The 23,807-nt window shown below is 63.4% G+C and carries 21 protein-coding genes; 13 read left to right on the forward strand and 8 right to left on the reverse strand.

All coding sequences use genetic code 11. The annotated features are described in order from the left end of the window. Positions 1-194 precede the first annotated feature (194 nt). The 3 genes from BUA38_RS14965 to BUA38_RS14975 form a co-directional block, all read right to left on the reverse strand. Entirely contained in the window at positions 195-908 is a 714-nt protein-coding gene (locus tag BUA38_RS14965) for a polysaccharide biosynthesis/export family protein (RefSeq protein WP_072826132.1), read from the reverse strand. A 171-nt stretch (positions 909-1,079) separates the two neighbouring features. After that, on the reverse strand, positions 1,080-1,736 hold the full coding sequence (gene msrA, locus BUA38_RS14970) for a peptide-methionine (S)-S-oxide reductase MsrA (protein ID WP_072818803.1): 657 nt from the start codon (positions 1,734-1,736) through the stop codon (positions 1,080-1,082). A gap of 119 nt (positions 1,737-1,855) precedes the next feature. Next, positions 1,856-2,173 carry a hypothetical protein gene (locus tag BUA38_RS14975; RefSeq protein ID WP_072818805.1) on the reverse strand — a complete coding sequence of 106 codons (318 nt, stop codon included), beginning with the start codon at positions 2,171-2,173 and terminating at the stop codon, positions 1,856-1,858. 382 nt (positions 2,174-2,555) lie between these two features. Here BUA38_RS14975 and rpsT point away from each other — a divergent pair, with 382 nt between their 5' ends. The 9 genes from rpsT to BUA38_RS15020 all read left to right on the forward strand — a co-directional run bounded on the left by rpsT (position 2,556) and on the right by BUA38_RS15020 (position 15,524). Further along, positions 2,556-2,822 (forward strand): 30S ribosomal protein S20, encoded by a 267-nt coding sequence (rpsT, locus tag BUA38_RS14980; RefSeq protein ID WP_072818806.1) that lies wholly within the window; start codon positions 2,556-2,558, stop codon positions 2,820-2,822. A gap of 1,248 nt (positions 2,823-4,070) precedes the next feature. Further along, positions 4,071-5,507, forward strand: a complete 1,437-nt coding sequence (gene dnaA / locus BUA38_RS14985; RefSeq protein ID WP_244553256.1) for a chromosomal replication initiator protein DnaA — start codon at positions 4,071-4,073, stop codon at positions 5,505-5,507. Between the two features lie 248 nt (positions 5,508-5,755). Continuing rightward, positions 5,756-6,874, forward strand: coding sequence for a DNA polymerase III subunit beta (dnaN, locus tag BUA38_RS14990; protein WP_072826133.1), 1,119 nt, complete (start codon positions 5,756-5,758; stop codon positions 6,872-6,874). An 80-nt stretch (positions 6,875-6,954) separates the two neighbouring features. Beyond that, the gene (gene recF, locus BUA38_RS14995; RefSeq protein ID WP_072818810.1) at positions 6,955-8,094 is read left to right on the forward strand and encodes a DNA replication/repair protein RecF; all 1,140 of its coding nucleotides are present in this window, start codon (positions 6,955-6,957) and stop codon (positions 8,092-8,094) included. Positions 8,095-8,333: 239 nt separating this feature from the next. Beyond that, the gene (gene gyrB, locus BUA38_RS15000; protein WP_072818811.1) at positions 8,334-10,775 is read left to right on the forward strand and encodes a DNA topoisomerase (ATP-hydrolyzing) subunit B; all 2,442 of its coding nucleotides are present in this window, start codon (positions 8,334-8,336) and stop codon (positions 10,773-10,775) included. Positions 10,776-10,872: 97 nt separating this feature from the next. After that, positions 10,873-12,189, forward strand: coding sequence for an LLM class flavin-dependent oxidoreductase (locus BUA38_RS15005; protein WP_197685933.1), 1,317 nt, complete (start codon positions 10,873-10,875; stop codon positions 12,187-12,189). Between the two features lie 70 nt (positions 12,190-12,259). Next, positions 12,260-13,561, forward strand: a complete 1,302-nt coding sequence (gene murA, locus BUA38_RS15010) for a UDP-N-acetylglucosamine 1-carboxyvinyltransferase (protein WP_072818813.1) — start codon at positions 12,260-12,262, stop codon at positions 13,559-13,561. Then, complete coding sequence (locus BUA38_RS15015; protein ID WP_072818814.1) at positions 13,558-14,046, forward strand: DUF2867 domain-containing protein; 489 nt, start codon at positions 13,558-13,560, stop codon at positions 14,044-14,046. Before murA ends, BUA38_RS15015 begins: the two co-directional genes overlap by 4 nt. Before the next feature lie 110 nt (positions 14,047-14,156). Then, entirely contained in the window at positions 14,157-15,524 is a 1,368-nt protein-coding gene (locus BUA38_RS15020) for an MmgE/PrpD family protein (RefSeq protein ID WP_072818815.1), read from the forward strand. A gap of 181 nt (positions 15,525-15,705) precedes the next feature. On the opposite strand, the gene BUA38_RS15025 is transcribed toward BUA38_RS15020, so the two are convergent. From BUA38_RS15025 to BUA38_RS15040, 4 genes are all read right to left on the reverse strand, one after another. Then, positions 15,706-17,310 (reverse strand): Na+/H+ antiporter, encoded by a 1,605-nt coding sequence (locus BUA38_RS15025; protein WP_072826135.1) that lies wholly within the window; start codon positions 17,308-17,310, stop codon positions 15,706-15,708. A 120-nt stretch (positions 17,311-17,430) separates the two neighbouring features. Next, complete coding sequence (locus BUA38_RS15030) at positions 17,431-17,805, reverse strand: nuclear transport factor 2 family protein (protein ID WP_072818816.1); 375 nt, start codon at positions 17,803-17,805, stop codon at positions 17,431-17,433. A gap of 80 nt (positions 17,806-17,885) precedes the next feature. Next, positions 17,886-18,569, reverse strand: a complete 684-nt coding sequence (locus BUA38_RS15035; protein ID WP_072818817.1) for a DUF1345 domain-containing protein — start codon at positions 18,567-18,569, stop codon at positions 17,886-17,888. Positions 18,570-18,575: 6 nt separating this feature from the next. Next, positions 18,576-19,502, reverse strand: coding sequence for a polyprenyl synthetase family protein (locus tag BUA38_RS15040; protein WP_072818818.1), 927 nt, complete (start codon positions 19,500-19,502; stop codon positions 18,576-18,578). Positions 19,503-19,666: 164 nt separating this feature from the next. On the opposite strand from BUA38_RS15040, the gene BUA38_RS15045 reads away from it, so the two are divergent. The 3 genes from BUA38_RS15045 to BUA38_RS37825 all read left to right on the forward strand — a co-directional run bounded on the left by BUA38_RS15045 (position 19,667) and on the right by BUA38_RS37825 (position 21,493). Continuing rightward, positions 19,667-20,338, forward strand: coding sequence for a transglycosylase domain-containing protein (locus tag BUA38_RS15045; RefSeq protein WP_072818819.1), 672 nt, complete (start codon positions 19,667-19,669; stop codon positions 20,336-20,338). A 184-nt stretch (positions 20,339-20,522) separates the two neighbouring features. Next, positions 20,523-20,708: a 50S ribosomal protein L32 gene (gene rpmF, locus BUA38_RS15050; protein WP_072818820.1), complete on the forward strand. Its 186-nt coding sequence runs from the start codon at positions 20,523-20,525 to the stop codon at positions 20,706-20,708. A gap of 113 nt (positions 20,709-20,821) precedes the next feature. Further along, positions 20,822-21,493 (forward strand): hypothetical protein, encoded by a 672-nt coding sequence (locus tag BUA38_RS37825; protein ID WP_197685934.1) that lies wholly within the window; start codon positions 20,822-20,824, stop codon positions 21,491-21,493. A 3-nt stretch (positions 21,494-21,496) separates the two neighbouring features. Here BUA38_RS37825 and BUA38_RS15060 read toward each other — a convergent pair whose 3' ends face one another. Continuing rightward, positions 21,497-21,772: a hypothetical protein gene (locus BUA38_RS15060; RefSeq protein ID WP_072818821.1), complete on the reverse strand. Its 276-nt coding sequence runs from the start codon at positions 21,770-21,772 to the stop codon at positions 21,497-21,499. 228 nt (positions 21,773-22,000) lie between these two features. Here BUA38_RS15060 and BUA38_RS15065 point away from each other — a divergent pair, with 228 nt between their 5' ends. Beyond that, positions 22,001-23,716: a bifunctional diguanylate cyclase/phosphodiesterase gene (locus BUA38_RS15065; protein ID WP_083587586.1), complete on the forward strand. Its 1,716-nt coding sequence runs from the start codon at positions 22,001-22,003 to the stop codon at positions 23,714-23,716. Positions 23,717-23,807 lie beyond the last annotated feature (91 nt).

Here is a 23,807-nt window from a genome sequence, read left to right on the forward strand (position 1 = left end):
GGTGCCCACCGGAATGGCGCCAAGAGGAAGAATGATAGCGAACCATTCCCGAGGCAATGAAAATCCGCCGTGGCGAATCTCAAACCTTGGTTGTGCGGTGCGACAGCGATGCTGTCATACCGTTTCCCGGAATATCGCGTGTGTTGACGGCTTGAGATGCCGGTAAAACGGCCAGTTGCGCCGTGGTGCTTTCGCTAGAACCAGCGTTCGCCGACGAGGATGGTATCGCCGGGGCTGATGGCGGTGCCGAGCGGGACGATGCCGCGGCCGGCGTTGTGGGTCAGCGTGACGCTGTCACGCTTGGCGCGGGGCGAGAAGCCGCCGGCAATCGCGACCGCGCTTTCGACGCTCATGTTCGGCACGTAAGGATACTGGCCGGGGGCTGCGACCTCGCCGAGGATGAAGAACGGCCGGTAGGTTTCGACTTCGACCGCGACCGAAGGCTCGCGGATATAGCCGTTGCGCAAGCGGGCCGAAATGTCGGCGGCGAGGCCCGCCGGCGTTTTGCCGCGCGCGGCGACCGCGCCGATCAACGGCATGGTGATCGCGCCGCCGGCATCGATGGCGTAGGTGTTGGTGAGGCCTTCCTGGCCGTAGACGACGACGCGGAGCTTGTCGCCGGCATCGAGGTGATAGGGCGCATCATGCGTGGCCGCGACGGGAGCCGCGGCATAGGCATTGGCGACCACGGCGGGCGTGCTTGCGACCGCTGTCGATGCGTAAGTCGCGCGCGGCGAGGTGGCATAGTTGGCGCGAATAGCGCTGACAGCGCCGCCGGAATCGTTTGAAGCAACGGGGTAAGAGGTTTGCGCGGTCTGGCCGTAGGCGAGGGTATCGAGGTCGTTGCGCGGGGCCATCGCGACCTGCTGGCCCGTCTGCATGCAGCCCGCGAGCGCAAGCGCGGCCATGGCAGCCGTGACCGGCAGAGAGAGCGCGCGCGTGACCCGCAACTTAAGCTGTCCTGTTTTCGAGACAGCTTAAGTCTTGCACCTGTTATGGTTAACAAACCGTTTTTTTGGTCGCGAGCGTCGAGGTGGAGTGGCCGAAAGCCTCGGCCACTCTCTAATAGAGGCGCGCGATCAGGCGGTGACGCCTGTCGGCAACGGACACGACACGCCTGTGCCGCCCAGTCCGCAATAGCCCGCCGGATTCTTGGCGAGGTATTGCTGATGATAGTCCTCGGCGAAATAGAAAGGTCCGGCAGGAGCGATTTCGGTCGTGATCGTGCCGAGCCCCTTGGCCGCCAGCGCCTTCTGATAGGACGTCTTCGAGGCGCCGGCCGCCGCGGCTTGCGCATCGTTCGAGGTATAGATCGCGGAACGATACTGCGTGCCGACGTCGTTGCCCTGGCGCATGCCTTGCGTCGGGTTGTGGGTTTCCCAAAAAGCCTTCAACAGTCGATCGTAGGCGATCTTCGTCGGGTCGAACACGACCAGCACCACTTCGGTGTGACCGGTGCGACCCGAACAGACTTCTTCATAGGTCGGGTTTTGGGTATGGCCGCCGGCATAGCCGACAGCCGTGACATAAACGCCGTCGCCGAGTTCCCAGAACTTGCGCTCTGCACCCCAGAAGCAGCCTAGTCCGAACACGGCCTGCTCAAGGCCGGCAGGATAAGGCGGCTTCAATGGATGGCCGTTGACGAAGTGCCGCGTCGCCGTCGGCATGGGATCGGCCCGGCCCGGCAGCGCCTCGTCGGCGCCCGGCAGCGTAGTGGTCTTGCGCATGAAAAGCATGGATTACCTCCTCGCGGGCCCGCGTTCGCCCCCGGCAGCGAGACGCCGTCGCTCCTATATAGGCTGTTACGCGAAACCCGGCAGCCCCGTTGCGGGCAATTCGCTGTCGTCAGATACCTTCAGCTTCGGGAATAGCCGATCAGCGGCTTCTTCGGCCGGAACAAAAGCATCAGAAGAATGCCGAGCACCGCCATGACCGCGAAAACCGGCTGGTCCAGAATGACGCGAGCGACATTGTTCCAGAGCCAGGGCGAGATGCCCTCGACCCAGACACGGAAGGCCTGCTGGCTGGACTGATGCACATCGTTCCAAAACTGGCCGAACCGGGTAAAGCGCAGGGTATTGTCGGCGACAAACCGCGCCCCGTCATAGACCATGAAGACGAACCCGCCGGCCAGCAGCAACAATCCCACCAGACGGAAAAACCCGCGGATCATGCTTCACCCTATGTTTTGCGTATCCAAATCGTTGTCAGCCATTAGCGGCGCGGCGGAGGAAATTCAACCGCGTCAGCATCTTATCAGGCCTTATTGCAGGCCTTGGGCGCCCGCCGGAGACCCGTTTTGGCCGGGGTTAAGGCGTTGACGCTACGGTATCCGGCCTCTATAACACGCCCCAATTGGCGGCGGGCGCAATCCCGCCGCCGCTGTTCTTTTGAGCGTTGCCGCCTGGTCGCTTAAAGCTCGTATCCGAGCCTTGTAGCTTAAAGTGTGGCAGTCTCGACAGGGCACCCTGAAAACAATCAGCGTCGATCAGGCAAACCGTGGGCAGCTATTTCGCCCACCCGCGATCGGTCACTGCCGAAGGACATTTGAGAACATGGCCAATACGACTTCCGCCAAGAAGGCGACGCGCAAGATTGCCCGCCGCACCATCGTCAACAAATCGCGCCGGACCCAGATGCGCAGCTCGGTCCGAACCGTCGAAGAGGCGATCAACCGCGGCGACCGCGCCGCAGCAGTCAAGGCAATGGCGAGCGCCGAGCCGGAGTTGATGAAGGCAGCGCAGCGCAACATCATTCACAAGAACGCAGCGAGCCGAAAGGTTTCGCGGCTGGCGCATCAAATCGCCAAGCTGGCGAAGTAAGCCAACCCAACGATTAACGACTGCAAGAGCCCGGCTTCGAGCCGGGCTTTTGTTTTTGTGCGGTATTCCTGGAGAAATCTCTCGCCTCCGCGTTTCTACGGAGACGCCGGCACGGACCGACGCGGCGCCGTGACGAAAGACGCAAGCGCAGCCCTTCGCGCCGAAGGATACCGCCTCTTGAAAATCGCGCTCGCGGTTTGGCTTCGAGGGCTACCCTTGTTCGACGAGCAAAAAAAAACGCGTTTGCGTAGTCACTTATCGGCATAGTGGCAGCGACTTGTTTGAAAATTCAGTTCGACTGCGGCCAAACTTAAACGATTTGTGAATTTATTTTGGGCTGTGACGTGAATTGTGACAGCGCCGACGCTTTTCGAATCTTCGCACAGATTCAAAACCTTGCGGCTTTGCACGAAAAGCGCGCGCGGGGATGCGAAACGCCAAGTCGTTTTTGCGGGCAAAGGCGCTGAATCATTTTCGTTGCGGGAAATGAGGCTTGCTGTATCTCTTAGATCGTTCGCAGCGCCCACGGCTCTTGAGACCAGCGCGGATTAAGGACCGAGGCGGACGTGCAAATCGGCGGCGGTGTGCGCGTTAGGCGACGCTTTCCAAAGCGAGCGTTGAGTTCGAACCCATAGCAATATGGGTAACGGAGTTCTGTGTCGAAATTTCTCTAGGCGAAGCCTTCGTGCTTCGTCGCCTCAAAAAAGAAAGAGAGATGCGACACGGTCGAGCCGGCGGCGGGAAAGCGGAGCATGCGAGCGAGAGTTGAGGCGGGCGGAGCGAGTGGCGTAACGGCTGAATAGTTCTTCGGGTGTTTCAGGCGTCGCCGGTCGAATGAGAACATTTTTGGAGTGACGACTTGCCGTGCCTTGTCGCGGCGAGAGGGGGAGGTAGCATGTCTTACGAAATCATTGGAATTCCTGGTTCTCGAATTGAGCATCACAGCGTGTTGAGTGTCGCCGCATCGAACATCGCGGCGCTGAGCGAATTTTCATCGAACGTTTCGGAGGCCGTCGGCAAGCGGCCTTCAGCGCGGGCTCCAGACAATCCGTCGAGTACGCGCTAGCCTCCCGAAGCTTCCCTTAAAGCCCAAAACCTGCCCGACGGCGTTTCGCCGAACGGCCGAGCTATGGCTGAACAGGCTTCGTGCGAGGCGATCGCCGTGCGGCGCACGGCGGACTCACCCATCGAGAGAATTCCACCAAGACCAAGAGAAGTTTTTCGGCAATGACAAATATCCAGCCAGCTATGACGAATATCGAACAGGATCGTTGGTCGCGCGTGAAGGGAAGGTTGCGGACGAGCGTCGGTGAAGACGTTTATACCAGCTGGTTCGCCCGCATGGACCTGGAGAGCGTGCACGACGAGAGCGTGCATCTTTCGGTTCCGACCCGCTTCCTCAAGAGCTGGATCCAGGCGCACTATGCCGAGCGCGTTCTGTCGTGCTGGCAGGCCGAGATGCCGCAAGTGCATCGCATCGATCTCTCCGTGCGCACGGCGATGCGGCACGCCGCGCCGGCCAAGGAGGCCTCGGTTCCGCAGATCGACACGCGCCGCATCGAGCGCACCGACAGCCGGCCCGCGGTCGAATTGCGTTCGGTCGCGACCGCGCCGGTCTCGGCCAGCCACGACGCGCTTGGCGGCTCGCCGCTCGATCCGCGCCTGACCTTTGCAAGCTTCGTCGTCGGCCGCTCGAATACGCTGGCGCATGCGGCTGCGCGTCAGGTTGCCGAAGGCCGTCGCGGCGACCCCGTGATGTTCAATCCACTCTATATCCATGCCGGCGTCGGCTTGGGCAAAACCCATCTGCTCCAGGCCGTGACCTGGGCCGGCAACTCCGGCATCGAGCGCAAGGTGCTGTACCTGACGGCCGAGAAATTCATGTACGGCTTTGTCGCGGCGCTGAAGACGCAGACTGCGCTCGCCTTCAAGGAAGCGCTGCGCGGCATCGACGTGCTCGTCATCGACGACTTGCAGTTCCTGCAAGGCAAATCCACCCAGGCCGAATTTTGTCACACGCTGAATGCACTGATCGATGCGGGCCGTCAGGTGGTGATCGCGGCCGACCGTCCGCCGTCCGATCTCGAAAGCCTGGACGATCGGGTGCGCTCGCGGCTCGCCGGCGGGCTTGTCGTGGAAATGGGATCGCTCGGTGAAGAATTGCGGCTTGGCATTCTCAAGTCGCGCGTGGCGGCTGCGCGGGCGCATCATGCAAGCTTCGACGTGCCCGAGCAGGTGCTGGAATATCTCGCGCGCACCATCACCCATAACGGCCGTGACCTCGAAGGCGCCGTCAACCGTCTGCTGGCGCACTCCAAGCTGAACAATCAGCCGGTGACGCTGGAGATGGCCGAGCGCGAGGTGCGCGACCTGATCCGTCCGCAAGAACCGAAGCGGATCAAGATCGAGGACATTCAGCGTGTGGTGGCGCGCCAGTACAATGTCAGCCGCTCCGACCTGTTGTCATCGCGCCGCACGGCCAACGTCGTTCGCCCGCGCCAGGTGGCGATGTATCTGGCAAAAACCCTCACTCTCAGGTCTTTGCCTGAAATCGGCCGCCGGTTCGGCGGACGCGATCACACCACGGTCCTTCACGCCGTGCGCAAGATTGAGGCACTGGTCGCCAAGGATGTCTCGCTCTCGGAAGAGGTCGAGTCGCTGAAGCGGCAATTGCAGAGCGAATAGCCCGTAAAAATCCTGCTCTCCCCGTATGGGGAGGGCAGATGCGTTGCCAAAAGCGCCGGCCGCCAGGAGTCCAAAAGTGGGGAACGGCCCGCGCCATCCCTTGCGCTTGCCGGTCATCCGCGCCACTTTGGGGTCCCCCCGAGCGGGCGGATCGGACCGGGTTTCGGTCGGCCGTTCGGGTCAGAACGCTGAGGCGCGCTTTCGAGCGCAGCCTGGCTTTTCCCACTTCGGATCAGGCGGATATGGCAATGAAGGTTACCGTCGAACGCGCGCAACTCCTTAAATCGCTAGGCCACGTGCACCGCGTGGTCGAGCGGCGCAACACCATTCCGATCCTCGGCAATGTGCTGGTCCGGGCCGAGAACGCGCAGCTGTCGCTGAAGGCGACCGACCTCGATCTGGAAGTCACCGAAACGCTGGCGGCCGAAACTGCGACCGCCGGTTCCACGACGGTTCCGGCGCACATGTTCTACGACATCGTGCGCAAGTTGCCCGACGGCGCGCAGATCGTGCTGGAAGGCGACGGCGATCGCTCGGTGCTGGCGATCCGCGCCGGCCGTTCCCGCTTTACGTTGCAGACGCTGCCCGAAAACGATTTTCCGGATCTTGCCGCCGGGGAGATGACGCATTCGTTCTCGCTGCCCGCCTCCGACGTGAAGCGGCTGATCGACCGGACGCAGTTTGCGATCTCGACGGAAGAGACCCGCTACTATCTCAACGGTATCTATCTGCATTCCGCCGGCACCGCCAAGGCGGCAACCCTGCGCGCGGTGGCAACCGACGGACATCGCCTGGCGCAGATCGACCTGGTGCAGCCGAAGGGCGCCAGCGGCATGCCGGGCGTCATCGTGCCGCGCAAGACCGTCGGCGAAGTGCAGCGGCTGATCGAAGACAACGAGGCCGAGGTCAAGATCGAGCTGTCGCAAGGCAAGATCCGCCTCACCATCGGCAACGTGGTTCTGACCTCGAAACTGATCGACGGAACCTTCCCCGACTATGGCCGCGTCATTCCGCAAGGCAACGACAAGGAGCTCGTCGTCGACAAGAAGGATTTTGAAGCGGCGGTCGACCGCGTTTCGACGATTTCGAGCGAACGTGGCCGCGCTGTGAAGCTCTCATTGTCGGCGGGCCGGCTGGTCTTGTCGGTGACCAATCCCGACTCCGGCAGTGCAACCGAAGAGCTCGAAGTCGAATACGCTTCCGACCCGCTCGATATCGGCTTCAACTCGCGTTATCTGCTCGACATCGCCGCCCAGATCGAGGGCGAGGTCGCGGTGCTCCGGCTCGCCGATCCCGGTTCGCCGACACTGGTGCAGGACAAGGATTCCAAGGGCGCGCTCTACGTGCTGATGCCGATGCGGGTGTGAGTTTTTCCCTCTCCCCTTGTGGGAGAGGGTGGCGCGTGAAGCGCGCCGGGTGAGGGGTCATCGTCGGCCAGAAAGATTACATGACCCCATCCCGAATCCGCCGCCTGACGCTCACGCATTTCCGCAACTATCGCTCGGCGAGCCTCGAGGCGCAGGCCGACATGGTCGTGCTGGCGGGGCCGAACGGCGCCGGCAAAACCAATTGCATCGAGGCGATTTCGTTTCTGTCGCCGGGACGCGGCCTGCGCCGCGCCATGCTGGAAGACGTCGCCGACAATCAGGGCGATGGCTCCTGGGCGGTGTCCGCCGAGGTCGAGGGCGCGCTGGGCCTCGCCACGCTCGGCACCGGCATCGATCCGCCGGCAGCCGAAGCTTCCTCAAGCCCGCGGCGCTGCCGGATCGATCGCGAACCCGTCACCTCAGCCACCGCGTTCGGGGATCACCTGCGCATGGTATGGCTGACACCGGCGATGGACGGACTGTTTTTGGGTCCGGCCGCCGAGCGGCGGCGTTTCTTCGACCGCCTGGTGCTTGCCATCGACAGCGATCACTCCGCGCGGGTGTCGGCGCTGGACCGCTCGTTACGCTCGCGCAACCGTCTGCTCGAGGTCCGCAATTACGACGATCACTGGTGTGGCGCCATCGAGCGTGAAACGGCGGAACTGGCGGTCGCCGTTGCGGCGATGCGCGGCCAGACCGCCGTCCGGTTGGCCGCGATGCTACGCGCGCGGGGCGCAACATCCGCATTTCCTTCCGCCGAAATCGCGCTCGACGGCTGGATGGAAAATGCGCTGATGTCGGAACCGGCAACCGCGGTGGAAGATCGCTACCGCGAGATCCTGCGCGAGAACCGCGCCCGCGACGCCATCGCCGGCCGCACGCTCGACGGACCGCATCTGACCGATCTCCAGGTGGTCTACGCGCCCAAAAACGTGCCGGCGCGCGACGCCTCGACCGGGGAGCAGAAGGCGCTGCTGATCGGTCTCGTGCTGGCGCATGCGGGCCTGGTGTCCGAGATGACCGGCATCACGCCGCTCCTATTGCTCGACGAGGTGGTCGCGCATCTCGATCCCGCTCGCCGCGCGGCGCTGTTCGATGAGCTTTCGGGGCTCGGCGCGCAGGTCTGGATGACCGGCGCCGACCCCGCCGCATTCGCCGACATCGGCCCGTCCGGCGAAATCTTCGCCGTTGAAGCCGGCCGGATTACGCCCCGCCCGTAAGGCGAAATCCCCCCAAAAGGGGAGGCTGAATAGACTGCCGAATCGCGCTTTTTCGGTGCGCTGGAATCGGCCTTCCAGACACTTGAAAAATCCTTAAAAAATCCCATCTTTTCAGTATCTTGCTAACCAAGACTTTGGGCTAGGCGCGCCCCGGCTTTCGTGGCAGAAATAGCCTCCATCAGCCCTCGTTTTGCGCAGCTGATTCGAAGAGTCCTTCGAAGACATTCCAAAGGCCCCACATGACAGAACCTGCGCGGCAATCGATCGCCGATAACGAGACTCCTGTTCCCGCCGAATATGGCGCGGAATCGATCCGGGTTCTGAAAGGGCTCGATGCCGTTCGCAAGCGGCCGGGCATGTATATCGGCGACACCGACGATGGCAGCGGCCTGCACCACATGGTGTACGAGGTCGTCGATAACGCCATCGACGAGGCGCTTGCCGGCCATGCGACCGCCGTCGAAGTGGTCCTCAACGCCGACGGCTCCGTCACCGTGCGCGACGATGGCCGCGGCATTCCCGTCGACATCCACAAGGGTGAGGGCATTTCCGCCGCCGAAGTCATCATGACCCAACTGCATGCGGGCGGAAAGTTCGACCAGAACTCCTACAAGGTCTCCGGCGGTCTGCACGGCGTTGGCGTGTCCGTCGTCAATGCGCTGTCGAGCAAATTGCAGCTCCGGATCTGGCGCGACGACAAGGAACATTCCATCGAATTCGCCCACGGCGATGCCGTTGCCCCCTTGAAGGTGGTCGGCGATGCGCCGGGCAAGCGCGGCACGGAAGTGACCTTCCTGGCCTCGACCGAGACCTTCACGAATATCGACTACGATTTTGCGACGCTCGAGCACCGCCTGCGCGAGCTCGCCTTCCTCAATTCCGGCGTCAACATCGTGCTGTCCGACATGCGCCACGCGGTCGAGAAGCGCGAGGTGATGCACTACCAGGGCGGCGTCGAGGCGTTCGTCAAATATCTCGACCGCAACAAGAAGGCGATGGTGCCCGCCCCGATCATGGTCAATTCGGAGGCGAATGGCATCAGCGTCGAGGCGGCGTTGTGGTGGAACGACAGCTACCATGAGAACGTGTTGTGCTTCACCAACAACATCCCGCAGCGTGACGGCGGCACCCATCTGGCCGGTTTCCGCGGCGCGCTGACGCGCCAGGTGAACGGCTATGCCGATGCCATGGCCAAGCGCGAGAAGATCGCGCTCACCGGCGACGACTGCCGCGAAGGCCTGACCGCGGTGCTCTCGGTGAAAGTGCCCGATCCGAAGTTCTCCTCGCAGACCAAGGACAAGCTGGTGTCCTCGGAAGTGCGCCCGGTGGTCGAGAACGTCATCAACGAGGCGCTCGCCGCCTGGTTCGAGGAACATCCCTCGGAAGCCAAGATCATCGTCGGCAAAGTGGTGGAAGCCGCCGCCGCCCGTGAAGCCGCCCGCAAGGCGCGCGAATTGACGCGGCGCAAGGGCGCGCTCGACATCGCCTCGCTTCCCGGCAAGCTCGCGGACTGCCAGGAGCGCGATCCCGCCAAGTCCGAACTCTTCATCGTCGAGGGTGACTCGGCCGGTGGCAGCGCCAAGCAGGGACGCAACCGCGAATTCCAGGCCGTGCTGCCGCTGCGCGGCAAGATCCTCAACGTCGAGCGTGCGCGTTTCGACAAGATGCTGAGCTCCGAGCAGATCGGCACGCTGATCACCGCGCTTGGCACCGGCATCGGGCGCGACGACTTCGATTTGACGAAGCTGCGCTATCATAAAATTATCTTGATGACCGACGCCGACGTCGACGGCGCGCATATCCGCACGCTGCTCCTGACGTTCTTCTTCCGGCAGATGCCGACCCTGATCGAAGGGGGCTACCTCTATATCGCCCAGCCGCCGCTGTATAAGGTTTCCCGCGGCAAGTCCGAGCAATATCTGAAGGACGACCCGGCGCTGGTGGATTATCTGATCACGACCGGCCTCGACGATTGCGTGCTCAAGCTTGCGACCGGCGAGGACCGCTCGGGCCGCGATCTGCAAGTGCTGATCGACGACGCCCGGGTCATACGGACGACGCTGAACAACCTGCACAGCCGCTATAACCGCAAGGTGGTCGAGCAGGCCGCGATTGCGGGTGTGATGCGCCATCAGGTTTTTGGCGATCCGCCCAAGGCCATGGCCGCCGCGGAATATATCGCCAAGCGTCTCGACGCCCTGGCCGACGAGGTCGAACGTGGCTGGACCGGCCGCTTCGTCGAAGGGCAAGGTTTCGTGTTCGAGCGCACGGTGCGCGGCGTCAAGGACGTCGCGATCATCGACGATGCGCTACTCGGCTCGGCCGACGCCCGCAAGCTCGATGAATATGCCGCGCGGTTGCAGGAGGCCTATCCGCGGCCCGGCACCTTGCGCCGAAAGGACCGCGAGACCGCGATCCACGGTCCCGTCAGCCTGTTCGAGGCGGTGACCGAGGCCGGCCGCGAAGGCGTCAAGCTGCAACGCTACAAAGGCCTCGGCGAGATGAACCCGGATCAGCTCTGGGAGACCACGCTCGACACCAACGAACGGTCGCTGTTGCAGGTGAAGGTCAAGGAGGTCGACGAGGCCGACGACATCTTCACCAAGCTGATGGGCGACCTGGTCGAACCGCGCCGCGAATTCATTCAGGATAATTCGCTGAGCGCGAATGTGGATGTCTAAGGCTGCCAGCTTGCCGTAAATTGTCCCTGAACTGCGGGTAAGTGCGAGGCGTCAACGGCCCAAGGGGCCAAAGGCTCTCTGGTCTAAGGGATGTCCGATGCCGCACATGCATATCAATCTCTTCATTCAGGGCCGCGGGCATCATGAGGCGGCGTGGCGGCATCCGAAATCGTCAGCCCTGCCCCTGACCGACATCCGTTACACGGTGGAGCTGGCGCAGAAGGCCGAGGCCAGCTTGTTCGACTCGATCTTTCTCGCCGATGTCCTCGGTCTCTGGAACGACGTCGAGAGCACGCCCTTTAACTGGCTTGAGCCGATCACGGCGTTGGCAGCGGTCGCCATGGCGACCCGCCGCATCGGCCTCATCGCCACCTGCTCAACAACCTATACCGAACCCTACAATCTGGCGCGTCAGTTTGCCTCGCTCGATCACATCAGCGGCGGACGTGCCGGGTGGAACATCGTGACCACCTGGTCACCGCAGGCCGGCGCTAACTTCGGTCATATCGGCCAGGTCGGTCATGCCGATCGCTACGAGCGTGCCGAGGAGTTCATGACGGTCGTCAAAGGCCTCTGGGATAGCTGGGCCGATGACGCCGTCCTCGACGACCGCGCGGGCGGACGATATGCCGACCGCACGCGGGTCAAGGCCATCGACCACAAGGGGCCGCATTTTCCGGTGGTTGGCCCGTTGAACATGCCGCGCGCGCCGCAGGGGCGTCCGGTCTTTGTCCAGGCAGGTTCGTCGGACACCGGCAAGAAATTTGCCGCCCGCCATGCCGAGGCGGTATTCACTGCACATCTCGACCAGGGAGCCGCAAAGGCATTTTATGCGGATCTCAAAGGATTGGTCGCAGCCGAGGGGCGCGATCCCCGACATGTTGTCATCCTGCCGGGGATCAATCCCGTCATCGGATCAACCGAGGCGGAGGCCGCGCGCTACGAGGCCGAGCTCAATGAGTTGTCCGATCCCGAAGTCGGCCGCCATCGCCTGTCACAGCGTTTCGGCGGGCATGATTTTTCGCAGCTTCCGCTCGATGCGCCGCTCTCGGTGGACGATTTTCCCGATCCCAGCAAGAACGAGGCGTCGCGCAGCCGGACCGAAGCCGTCGTCGCGCTGGTCAAAAAGGAGAGGCCGACGCTCAGGCAGCTGCTTGCCAAGCTCGCCGGCGCAAGGGGCCATTTCACCGCCGCAGGATCGCCGGAAATGATCGCCGACATCATGCAGGACTGGTTCGAAACCGGCGCGGCCGATGGTTTCAACCTGATGCCGCCGGTGCTGCCGCACCAGCTCGATCTCTTCATCTCGGAAGTCGTGCCGCTCTTGCGCAAGCGCGGCCTGTTTCGCGACGCCTATGAGGGCGAAACCTTGCGGTCGCATTTCGGTCTGTCGCGGCCAGTGGGATGGATTTGACATTCGCTTGACGAACCCGCTGCTTGATGGATAGCGAATGTCAGATCCACTCCGTTAGGAGGATACTCGCGTGGCGCCGATCCAGTACATTATCGAAGGCGGCCATCGGCTGGCCGGCACGATCGAGCCGTCCGGCAACAAGAATGCGGCGCTGCCGATCATTGCCGCCGCCCTTCTCACCGAACATCCCGTCACGCTCGACAATGTCCCGCGCATCCGTGACACCGAAACGCTGGTGGAGCTGATCCGCTCGGTCGGCGCGTCGGCCGAATGGAAAAAGCCCAATCAACTTGCCATCCATGCGAAAGATATTCGCGCCGCCGACCTCGATCCGGAGCTTTGCGCGCGGATTCGCGCCTCGATCCTCCTCGCCGGGCCGCTGCTGGCGCGCTGCGGCGAGGTGGTGTTGCCGCCGCCCGGCGGCGACGTCATCGGCCGGCGCCGGCTCGACACGCATTTTCTGGCCTTCGAACAGCTGGGGGCCACCGTCACGGCCTCGGCCCGGCTTGAGTTGCGCTGTCCGCGCCTCAAGGGCGCCGACGTCTTCCTCGACGAGCCGAGTGTGACTGCCACCGAGAACGCGCTGACGGCCGCTGTCGCTGCCCACGGCGTCACCTATCTGCGCAACGCCGCTTCCGAACCGCATGTGCAGGACCTTGCGCATTTCCTGGTCGCGCTCGGCGCCCGCATCGAGGGCATCGGCACCAACACCATGGTCGTGCATGGGCCGGCGAAGCTTGGCTCTGTCACCTATGCGATCGGCCCCGATCATATCGAGGTCGGTTCGCTGATCGGGCTTGCCGCGGTAACGCGCTCAAAACTTCGCATCGCCCGCGCCGGCCTCACACATCTGCGTTCGATCCGGATGGGCTTTGAACGGCTCGGCATTGCCTGCGACGTCGAAGGCGACGACCTCATCGTCTCGGACCATCAGAGCCTTAAAATCCAGGATGATTTCGGCGGCCATGTGCCGAAGCTCGAAGACCAGCCCTGGCCGGCTTTTCCGGCCGACTTGATGTCGATTGCGATCGTCACGGCGACGCAATGCGCCGGCGTCATCCTGATGTTCGAGAAGATGTTCGAATCCCGGATGTTCTTTGTCGACAAGCTGATCGCGATGGGCGGACGCATCGTGCTGTGCGACCCGCATCGCGCGATTGTCGCTGGTCCCAGCCGGCTCAAAGGCGCGCTGATGAGTTCGCCCGATATCCGCGCCGGCATGGCGATGCTCCTGGCGGCGGCGTGCGCCGAGGGGGTCTCGACCATCAACAATGCCGACCAGATCGAGCGCGGCTATGAGCGGATCGACGAACGCCTCAATGCGTTAGGCGCCAAAATCAGGCGCGTGCCGGCGCGAGAGGTGACGTCATGACGATCCGCGAAATCGAACCCGAAGTCGATCGCGAGCATGTGCTGGCCGGGGCGCAGTTCGCCGACGCTTTCCGGGTGACAGTCGCCGACGCCTCGCTCGACGCACGCGCAGCGGCAGAGCGGATGTTTTCACGCAATCCGCGCTGGGTCCAGTCCTTGCTGGACCTGCGCAACGCCGTCGTCGCGCCGTTCGGCCTGAAGACCTCTGGTGCGAATGACGCAAGTACCCGCGGCATGATCGGGCTGTTCCCCGTGCTCAGCGAGACGCCGCAACGATTGGTCGCCGGGTTCAACGACCATCACCTCGATTTCCGGGTCGTCGTGGATGTCGCGCCCGCGGACCACGGCCAGCAGGTAACCGCCACCACGCTGGTTCTCACCCATAACTGGCTCGGGCGCGCCTATCTAGGCGTCATCATGCCGTTTCACCGCATGATCTCCAAAGCCCTGCTCAAGCAGGTCGGTCAGGCCCCCGCGTCGCACTAGCTGCCGCGCGGCCATGCGATGGCGGCCATTGAAGAAGCCGCGCCGCAGACTTAGGCTCGAAGTAAATCGCGGACCCGGTCCGTGAGAACAATCAGGCCAAAGGACCCGCCATGGCAGAGGAAACCGCCACACTTGCCGCCTACGTCGCCAACTTGCGCTTCGAGGATATTCCCGAAGAAGTGCGCGTGCGCGCCAAGGCCTTGACGCTTGATTTTCTCGGCAGCGCCATCCGCGCGCGGCGCGATGCGGAATCCACGCCCACGCTGTTCAAGACGCTCGAGGCGCTAGCGCTGGATAATCACGGCGAGTCTACCGTGTTCGGCGACACCAGAACCTGGACGCCCGCGATTGCCGCGCTGCTCAACGGCGCGCTCGGTCACTCGCTTGATTTCGACGACACGCATGCCGATTCCTCGCTGCATCCGAGCGCGCCGGTGGTGCCGGCCGCATTTGCGGTCGGTGAACTCGTGGGCGCGTCGGGCCGCCAGGTGCTGACCGCGATCGTCGCCGGTTACGAAGTGTGCTGCCGGCTCGGCAATGCGCTCGATCCGACCTCGCATTACGCGCGCGGCTTTCACCCCACCGCGACCGCCGGCACCTATGGCGCGGCGGCGGCTGCGGCAAAGCTGTTCGGGCTGTCGAAGGAACAGATCATTGCCGCCTTTGGCGTCGCCGGCAGCCAGGCGGCAGGCTCGCTGCAATTTCTGGTCAATGGCGCCTGGAACAAGCGCTATCAGGTCGGCGCCTCCGCCATGAACGGCGTGATTGCTGCGACGCTGGCGCGCAACGACTTTGTCGGTGCGACCCAGTCGGTCGAAGGCAAGCATGGCCTGCTGGTCGGCTATAGCGACAACGCCCATCCGGAAAAGGCGGTCGCCGATCTCGGCAAGGTCTACGAGACCATGAAGATCGGCGTGAAGCCCTATCCGAGTTGCCGCTACACCCATGCGGCGCTCGATGCCTTGATCGCGATACGCCGCGAGCACAATCTGACGCCGGACCAGATCAAGCGTGTCGAGATCGGGCTGCATCGCAATGGCATCACACTCGCGGGCGATCCCGCCACCAAACGCCATCCGACCTCGGTGGTCGGTGGACAGTTCTCGATGTTCTTCACCGGCGCGGTCGCGCTCGATCAGGGCGGCTTCGGCTGGGACGATTACGCGAGACTCGGTGATGCCGCCGTCGATGCGATCGCCGACAAGTTCGACGTCGTGCAGGACAGTCGCCTCGAAGGCCGCACCCATCCGTTCGGCGCGCGCGTCAGCATCACGACGGAGGATGGCGTGCACGAACGGATCCACGATGATCCCTCGGGCGAACCGACGACGTTCCCCGATGCGAAAGCGATGGCGCAGAAATTCCTGACGCTGGCGCGTCCCGTGCTCGACAAGCGCGCCGATCAGTTGGCGGACGCGATCATGTCGCTGGAAAGATTCGACCGCGTCGCACAGGCGACCCAGCTCGGGCGGCAATAGCGACAGTTGAGGCGTTCCCCGGACGCCGCGCAGCACGTTCTTACGTGATGCGCTGCTGATCCGGGGCCCACGCAACTATCGCGCTATGGGTCCCGGATCTGCGGCGCAACGAAAAGAACGTTGCACCGCGTCCGGGACACGACAGCTTGGCCGAGCGTCAGATAAGGGACGCCTTGCCGGCTCAAGGTACGTCGCAGCGAAATTCCCGGTTGGCGAGACTGGCCTCTTCCAGGTCGAGATCGCGCTCGATGTGCCGCCGCGCCTCGTCGGTGATCTTGCCGTCGCGCAGCAGGTCGTGAATGAATTGCCGCTCGGCCTCGATCAATTCGTGGGTCAGGTCGGTTCCGGCCGCGGACAGCAATTGCGCGTCGGGGTCCAGCGAGTTCGGCAATTGATTGGAGCGGGTTTCATGCCGTGCGCGCAGCAGGCGGATGACGTCCTCCGACAAGTCCCGGCTCTCCGTGATGCTCTCCAGCGATTTTAGCGCCACGTCGAGCGCCTCGCGCCGCGCGTTGATCTCGGATTCAAGTTCGGCGAAACGCTCGTTGCGGCCGGCCCGTGCGACGCCGAGCCAGCGCACCACCGGCGCCAGGCCGAGGCCAAATCCGACCAGCGTGATGAAAATGACGCCGAAGGCGACGAACAGGATCAGATCGCGGTAGGGAAATGCGCTGCCATCCGGCAGCGCATAAGGCAGCGCCAGCGCGGCGGCCAGCGAAACCGCGCCGCGGACGCCGGTAAACGAGAGGACGAACGCCCACTGCCAAGGCGGGGCCGGATCGCACCGGCGAATACGCTCGATCATCCGCGGCACGTAGATCGCAGGAAAGGTCCAGGCGAAACGCGCAATCACGATCATCACAGTCACGATGGCGATTGCGATCAGGATATCGTCGAGCGGGAACGACTTGGAGCGTTCGTAGAGAAGCCGCATCTGGAATCCGGTCAAGAGAAACAGTAGCCCCTCGATCAGGTAGATCACCAAATTCCAGAAGAAGATGCCTTGCAGGCGCGTCATCGCCGAGATCAACAACGGCCCGTTCCAGCTTACGTAGAGCCCGCAGGCGACGGTTGCGATCACGCCGGAGCCGCCGACATGCTCCGGCAGCCAGTAGGCCACATAGGGCGTGATCAGCGACAAGGTGATTTCGATCTGCGAGTCCCGCGCCCAGTGGCGCGCGTGCAAGGAGAGCCAGCCGACGGCAATTCCGAACAGGGCCTCGCCGACAACGATGGCCGAAAATTCGCCGATCGCTTTCGGCAGCGAAAAAAGCCCGGTCGCGATCGCGGCCACCGCGAAACGATAGAGGATCAGCGCAGTGGCGTCGTTGGCGAGGCCCTCGCCCTCGAGCACCACCATGATCCGGCGCGGGATCCCGAGCTTGCGCGCCACCGCGAGCGGCGCCACGACATCCGGCGGCGCGACGATCGCCCCTAACAGGAAGCCGACATTCCAGGGCAGACCGATCAGGTAATGTGTCGCGGCGGCGACCGCGAACGCGGTAAAGATCACGCATCCGACGGCAAGCAGGATGATCGGCCGCAGGTTGAACTTGAACTCCCGCCAGCTCATGGCAACCGCCGCCGAATAGATCAGCGGCGGCAGCACCAGCAGGAGGATGAGTTCCGGCGGCAGTTCCGGCGACGGCATGCCCGGCACGAAAGCCAGCGCGATGCCGGCGAGCAGCAGCAGGATCGCAGGTGCGACATCGACACGGCGGGCCAGCAGCGCGGTCCCGGCGAGTACGGCGAGCAAAATAAGAAATAGCTGAAAACTGGCTTCCACGGTCATTTCGATTCACCTCGAGGCAGTTTGCCTGGAAGGTGACCGAGGTCAACGGGGCCGCTCTACGCAGGCTGGCGATCGCGCCCGTTGGCCGGCATTTCGAGCTGAGCGTCGAAGCGCTCAGTCCTTCCGATCGTAACGGAATGACTTGGAGACGATTTGCCAGCCGTCGGGCAATTTCATTGCGACGAGATAGTCGGTGAAATAGCGCGGCGGCAGCTGGCAGCGCACCTTGACGAAGGCGGTATTCTCGTCCGAACGGTCGATGGTGACGATAAAATCCTCGCGCGGCTTGTTTTCGGCTTTCGCCGATGGCCGCTTCCTGACGCCTTCGAGCCAGTTGGGTACCGTCAGGATTTGCAGATCGCCCTTTTCCACCCAGCGCAAATCGGCCGTGGGGTGAAAGATGGCGCCGAGCTTGTCGGCGTCGCCTTCGTACAGCGCGTCGAAATAATGCTGGACGACGGCTTCGACACTGGAACGATCGTAGCTCATGGCGTTTCCTCCCGGCTTGAGTCTGTCACTTGGCGCATGATCTTGTCGGAAAACCGCGGCACACTTTTCCGGATCATGCGCTAGATGGCGCTGGCCGCGATATTGACCATCAGCGCAAGCAGCGCAGTGTTGAACACGAATGAGATGATTCCGTGAACGGTCGCGATGCGGCGGATCGTCTTGCTGGTGATGCCGACATCGGACACCTGCGCGGTCATGCCGATCACGAAGGAAAAATAGACAAAGTCCCAGTAGTCGGCGTGGTCGTCCTTGTCGCCGCTTGGAAACTGAAGGCCGCCCGGCTTGTGGCCGCGGTAGAATTCGTGCGCGTAATGCAGGGCGAATCCGGTATGCACGGCGGCCCAGGACAGCGCGACGGTGAGGATCGCAAACATCAGTTCGGTGGGCTTGTGCTGGCCCTGTCCGAGCTCCAGCACGATCGCGGCCAGGCTCGCGAACGCGCCGAGCGCCGTCAGCAACGGGATCACAAAACGGCCGTCGTCCTGCAGCGCCGCCGTGCGGCGGATGGTGCTCAAGGTGCTGCGCGCCATCATGACATAGACGAGAACGATATAAAGCGCGACGAACGTATCCCAGCCGGTCAACAGCCGCGTGACAAGCCGGAGCGACGTCGGCAGCAGGAAGAACGTGACGACGCCAAGTACGATCGAGATGAATGTTCGCGGTCGCGCGTAAATCACGCGGACGACGCGCGGCATCTTGCGGAAGCGACGAAGCCGTTCTTCGAACTCCTCGCCGCTCATGCCGCTCTAGTTCTTGCGTTCGGCGACAAAGCGCGCGGCCGCGCGCAGGACGTCGCCGCGATTGCCGAAGATCGAGAGCGCCTGGTCGGCGCGCGCGAGCAGGTCGCGCACGCGCTGCTTGGCGCCGTCAATGCCAAGCTGGGTGACGAAGGTGGTTTTGCCGAGCGCCGCATCCTGCCCGGTTTGCTTGCCGAGCGCGGCAGCATCGCCCTCGACGTCGAGCAGGTCGTCGGCGATCTGGAACGCTTCGCCGAGCGCGCGGCCGTAGTCGTCGAGCGCCTGATATTCTTTTGGCGAGGACTGGCCGAGGATCGCGCCGGCGATACAGCCGAAGCGCAACAGCGCGCCGGTCTTCATCTGTTGCAGGCGCGCGACGTCGACCGGTTCGCGATCGCCGAAACGGCCTTCGCCGGCGAGATCCAGCATCTGGCCGCCGACCATGCCGCCGATGCCTGACGCCCGTGCCAGCGCGCGCGTGAGCAGAAGGCGCACGGTCGGATCCTTGTGAATCTCGTCGCGGGTGATGATGTCGAAAGCGAGCGTCAACAGGCCGTCGCCGGCCAGAATCGCGGTCGCATCGTCGGTTTTCTTGTGCAGGGTGGGGCGGCCGCGCCTGAGATCGCTGTTGTCCATCGCCGGCAGGTCGTCGTGGATCAGCGAATAGCAGTGAATGCATTCGAGCGCCGCGCCCGCAAGCAGGGCGGCGTTGCGCGGCACGCCGAAGATCGCCGCGCTCTCGACCACCAGGAACGGCCGCAGGCGCTTGCCGCCGCCAAGGCTCGAATAGCGCATCGCGTCCATCACCCGCTTCGGCCGCGCGATCTCGTCCGGCAATAGCGTGTCGTCGAGGAGCTTTGCTAGAAGCGTTTCGGTGTCCTCGGCGGTCTGGTCCAGTCGCTTGGCAAAGTCCTGGGGTAGCGTCGTCGTCGTCATATTTCGAAAAGCTCCAAATCGATTGGGCCGGACAATCGTTGATGATGCCGCCCGCGTCAATTGCGCTCAGGCCGTTGCGGGGTGCCTTAAAACCGTTGAAAAAATAAGGGATTATCAGCCAGATAACGGTCGAGACGGCCTAATCGATTGAGAAAATCGTTAATTTGCGCATTGCCCGAAATTTACTTCTGATCATCCTGGCCGTGCTTTTGCTGCCCTATCTCGCGGCGCCGCTTTACCGCGCCGGCCATCCGGCTTCGGCCCTGATGGCGTGGCGCTATCTGAGGGGCGCCCCGGTATTGCGGCAGTGGGTCGACCTATCGGCGATGGCGGCGTCCTTGCCGCGTTCGGTGGTCGCCTCCGAGGACGCCAAATTTTGCAGCCACCGCGGCGTCGATTGGGGCGCGCTTCGCGAGGCGATCGACGATGCCGAGGATGGCGAGCCTTCCCGCGGCGGTTCGACCATCACCCAGCAGGTGGCCAAGAACCTGTTTCTGTGGCCGGGCCGCAGCGTGGTCCGCAAGGCGCTCGAGCTGCCGCTGGCGATGTGGATCGATTTCGTCCTGCCCAAGCACCGGATTCTCGAGATCTATCTGAATATCGCCGAGTTCGGACCGACCGGTCAGTTCGGCGTGCAGACCGGCAGCCTGTATGCGTTCGGCCATGGCGCATCGACGCTGACGCCGCGGGAGGCGGCGCTGATGGCGGCGATCCTGCCCAATCCGCATATGCGCAGCGCCCGCGTGCCCGGTGCGGGTGTGCGCCGTCTCGCCGGAATTTACGTGGCTCGGGCCCAGGCCGCCGAATTGCAGCGTTGCTGGGCCGAAAATCGCTAAGGTCCCGATTCCGAAGTTCGGGTGATTTTTGGGCCTTTTTTACCTATTTTGAACCTAGCCTTCGGCGACATCATCCTCTATAAGCGCGGCCTCATCGGCATTTTCAGCTTGCGCCCCGGCGCTTGAGCCGCCCGTTTCGGGACGATGCCAGTTTTCGGAATTAAGAGACGAAAAGGACACCGATATGGCTGTTCCCAGAAGGAAAACGTCGCCGTCACGGCGTGGCATGCGCCGCTCGGCGGATGCCCTGAAGAAGCCGACCTATGCCGAGGACAAGGATTCCGGCGAACTGCGCCGTCCGCATCACCTCGACCTGAAGACCGGCATGTACAAGGGCCGTCAGGTTCTCAAGGCCAAGAAAGACGCCTGATCCGGACGCCGGTGGTCCGCCAGGACCCCGGTCGACGCGCGGGGCATGACGGCTGCGTGCGGCGAAGCGTTGGACCGCTTCGCCATTAGGACCAATTGAGAAGGTTCTTGCCGATGTCGATGGTCGGTTTCCCGCTGCTTCTGATCCCGCTCGCGATCTACAACATCATCGTGTTCCTGATGCCCGGCGTTTCGCTCGCCGAGCCGCTGGTGACGCTGCCATTGCCGTCAGGCGGACAGTGGCCGGTGACCTTGAGCGATGCGCTGGTCGTGCTCGGAATCCTGATGCTGTTGTTCGAGGTGATCAAGGGCGCGCGGCCCGGCGCCAAATATCTCACCGATCATCTCTTGTCGCTGATCGTCTTTGGCGCTGCGGTTGCCGAATTCCTGCTGTGGCCGCGTTTTGCGACCTCGACCTTTTTCCTGCTGACACTGCTTTCGCTGGTGGATTTTCTCTCCGGCGTAACACTGCGCGTCAGGCGAGGCGTTCCGGCCACCGCGTCTTCCGGACGCCTGGCGCGGCACGCACCGGCCACCGAGCTACCTGCGGACATCAGGCAAGAGCCTGTCGTCGCTCATACCGGCACATCGCACACTGGCGCATCACAGACCGGCACATCGCCGCTGGTCGAAGAGGGCCCAACTGGCCCTTCTCATTCCGAAAGCGTGCATTCCGAAAGTCCTGCGCTGTCTGAACCGAGATTCGGTCACCATGAGACGTCAGCGCCTGCATCGGAAGCGCCAGCCGAGGCGCCGCACGCCGGCAACGGCTCGCAGCCCCGTTAAAGTTTAGATCACTTGCCGCGTGAGCCTGCCGGCGCTTGGCGCCGGCGTGTGACCCGTCCGGTACGCCGATTGTGCGTCGGCCGGGCTCGCGCGCCGTAATGTACGCGCTTGCGGAACCTGCTCAGCCGCGGCAATCAGATGCGCCACGAAGATCGGGTCCGGCGCGAAGCGGTACCAGCGCCGCCGCGACCGCCGTTCGATCCGGGGCGTGAGCGGCACCAGCGCCGTGCTGGCGGCTTTGGCCGTCGGGACCTCGTTCGGGCGACTGTCGTTGACCATCGGTGGCGCTCGCGAAACTGTTGCATTTTGGGACACCCGGTCCCGTGCTACAGTTCGCTTCGCAAGGGCCGTGCCGGTTGCGCCGCTCGCGTTCCCGATGGGGCGGCGCGGCGGCGGTTTTCGAAAATATTTATGAACTCTCCATAAGGTAGTGCGCGATCAGGTCCAAGAATCACGAAGGCAATCACGAAGGCGCCCGCGAGTTCAGGCGCTCACCAAAGTCCAGGCCTGTCCCGAAACGAGGCGACCGTGAACCAAGTCCTTCCCCCGGCTTCAGCCATTCTCGCCTCCCTCGGCCAGGCCGCGTTCGTCTGGGATATCGCCTCGGACCAGCTGGTCTGGAGCGAACACCTCGCACAGGTCTTTCCCGACATTCCCCCCGAGCGGCTGGCTAGCGGCGCCGAATTTTCCAACCTGATAGAGCCCCAGCGCTCGGTGCGGTCGGAGGCATTGGTCGCCTCGCCCGCAGCCCAAAGCGCGGAGGGCGCGCCTTACCGGATCGAATATGGCGTGCGGGCTTCGACCTCGGCGCCGGTACAATGGATCGAGGAAACCGGCTGCTGGTTCGCCGGCGCCGACGGCAGGCCAGTGCGGGCGCAAGGCATCATCCGGATCAACAACGAGCGTCATGCCCGCGACGAGCAGCTTGTCCGGCTGTCGCAGAACGATCCCCTGACCGGCGAGCTCAACCGCACCCATCTGATCGCTTCATTGGCCGAGATCATCGAGGAGGCGGTTCGTTTCCGCACCAACTGCGCTTTCCTGCTGATCGGCATCGATCATCTGGCGCGCATCAACGACGCTTTCGGTTTCGACGTGGCGGACGCCGTGATTTCCGAGGTGGCCGGCCGCATTCGTGCGCGGCTGCGCGGCGGCGACGTGCTCGGGCGTTTTTCCGGCAACAAGTTCGGCCTGGTGCTGAAGAACTGCACCGTCGACGACATGAACGTTGCGGCTGAGCGGTTTCTCGCCGCGATCCGCGACGAGGTGGTGCCGACCAAATCAGGACCGGTCTCGGTGACGGCCTCGATCGGCGCCGTCGCGGTGCCGCGCTATGCCCGCAGCGCGGATGAGGCGATCAACCGCGCACACGAATCCCTCGATGGCTCGAAGAGCCGCCGCGCCGGTTCGTTCTCGGTGTGGCGTCCGAATGTCGAACGCGACGCGCAGCGCCGGGTGAATATTCGCGTCACCGACGAAATCGTCACCGCGCTCAACGATCGCCGCATCACCATGGCGTTCGAGCCGGTGGTCGATGCCCGCGGGCGCAATGCGGCTTTTTACGAGTGCCTGGTCCGCATGGAGCAGCACGACGGTCAGGTGCTGCTGGCGCCAGATATCGTCCCGGTGGCGGAGCGCCTCGGGCTGATTCGTCTGGTCGATCACCGCGTGCTCGAACTCGTGGTGGCTGAACTGACCGCATCGCCCCACGTGCAGCTCAGCCTCAACATCTCGCCGGACACCACCATGGATCCGGACTGGTGGACCGGAATCGAGTCGCTGATGCGGGCGCATCCCGGCGCCGGCGAGCGGCTGATCGTCGAGATCACCGAGACGGTGGCGATCCAGGACGTCGATGACGTCCGCGGCTTCGTCACGCGCTTGAAGAATTTCGGCAGCCGGATCGCCATCGACGATTTTGGCGCCGGCTACACCTCGTTCCGCAACCTGCGCAAGCTTGGCGTCGATATCGTCAAGATCGACGGTGCTTTCGTGCAGAATATCGCGCGCATCCCCGACGACCGCGCCTTCGTGCAGACGTTGATCGATCTGGCGCGGCGGCTCAACATCAAGACCGTCGCCGAATGGGTGCAGGACGAAGAAGCCGCCGGCATGCTGCGCGACTGGGGCTGCGACTACATTCAAGGCCGGTTGATCGGGCTCGCTTCATCGCGGCGCCCCTGGCAGCCGCCAGCCGAGACGGTGTTGCCGGCGGCTAGCTAGTGTGGCGGTTCAGAAGTTCGCATCATTTCTGCCGCGCGCTCGTCATGCGAACTTCTGAACCAAAGCCACACTAGATCAATAATTTGCTAGT

The organism is Bradyrhizobium erythrophlei (assembly GCF_900142985.1).
In the GTDB taxonomy this organism is placed as follows: domain Bacteria; phylum Pseudomonadota; class Alphaproteobacteria; order Rhizobiales; family Xanthobacteraceae; genus Bradyrhizobium; species Bradyrhizobium erythrophlei_B.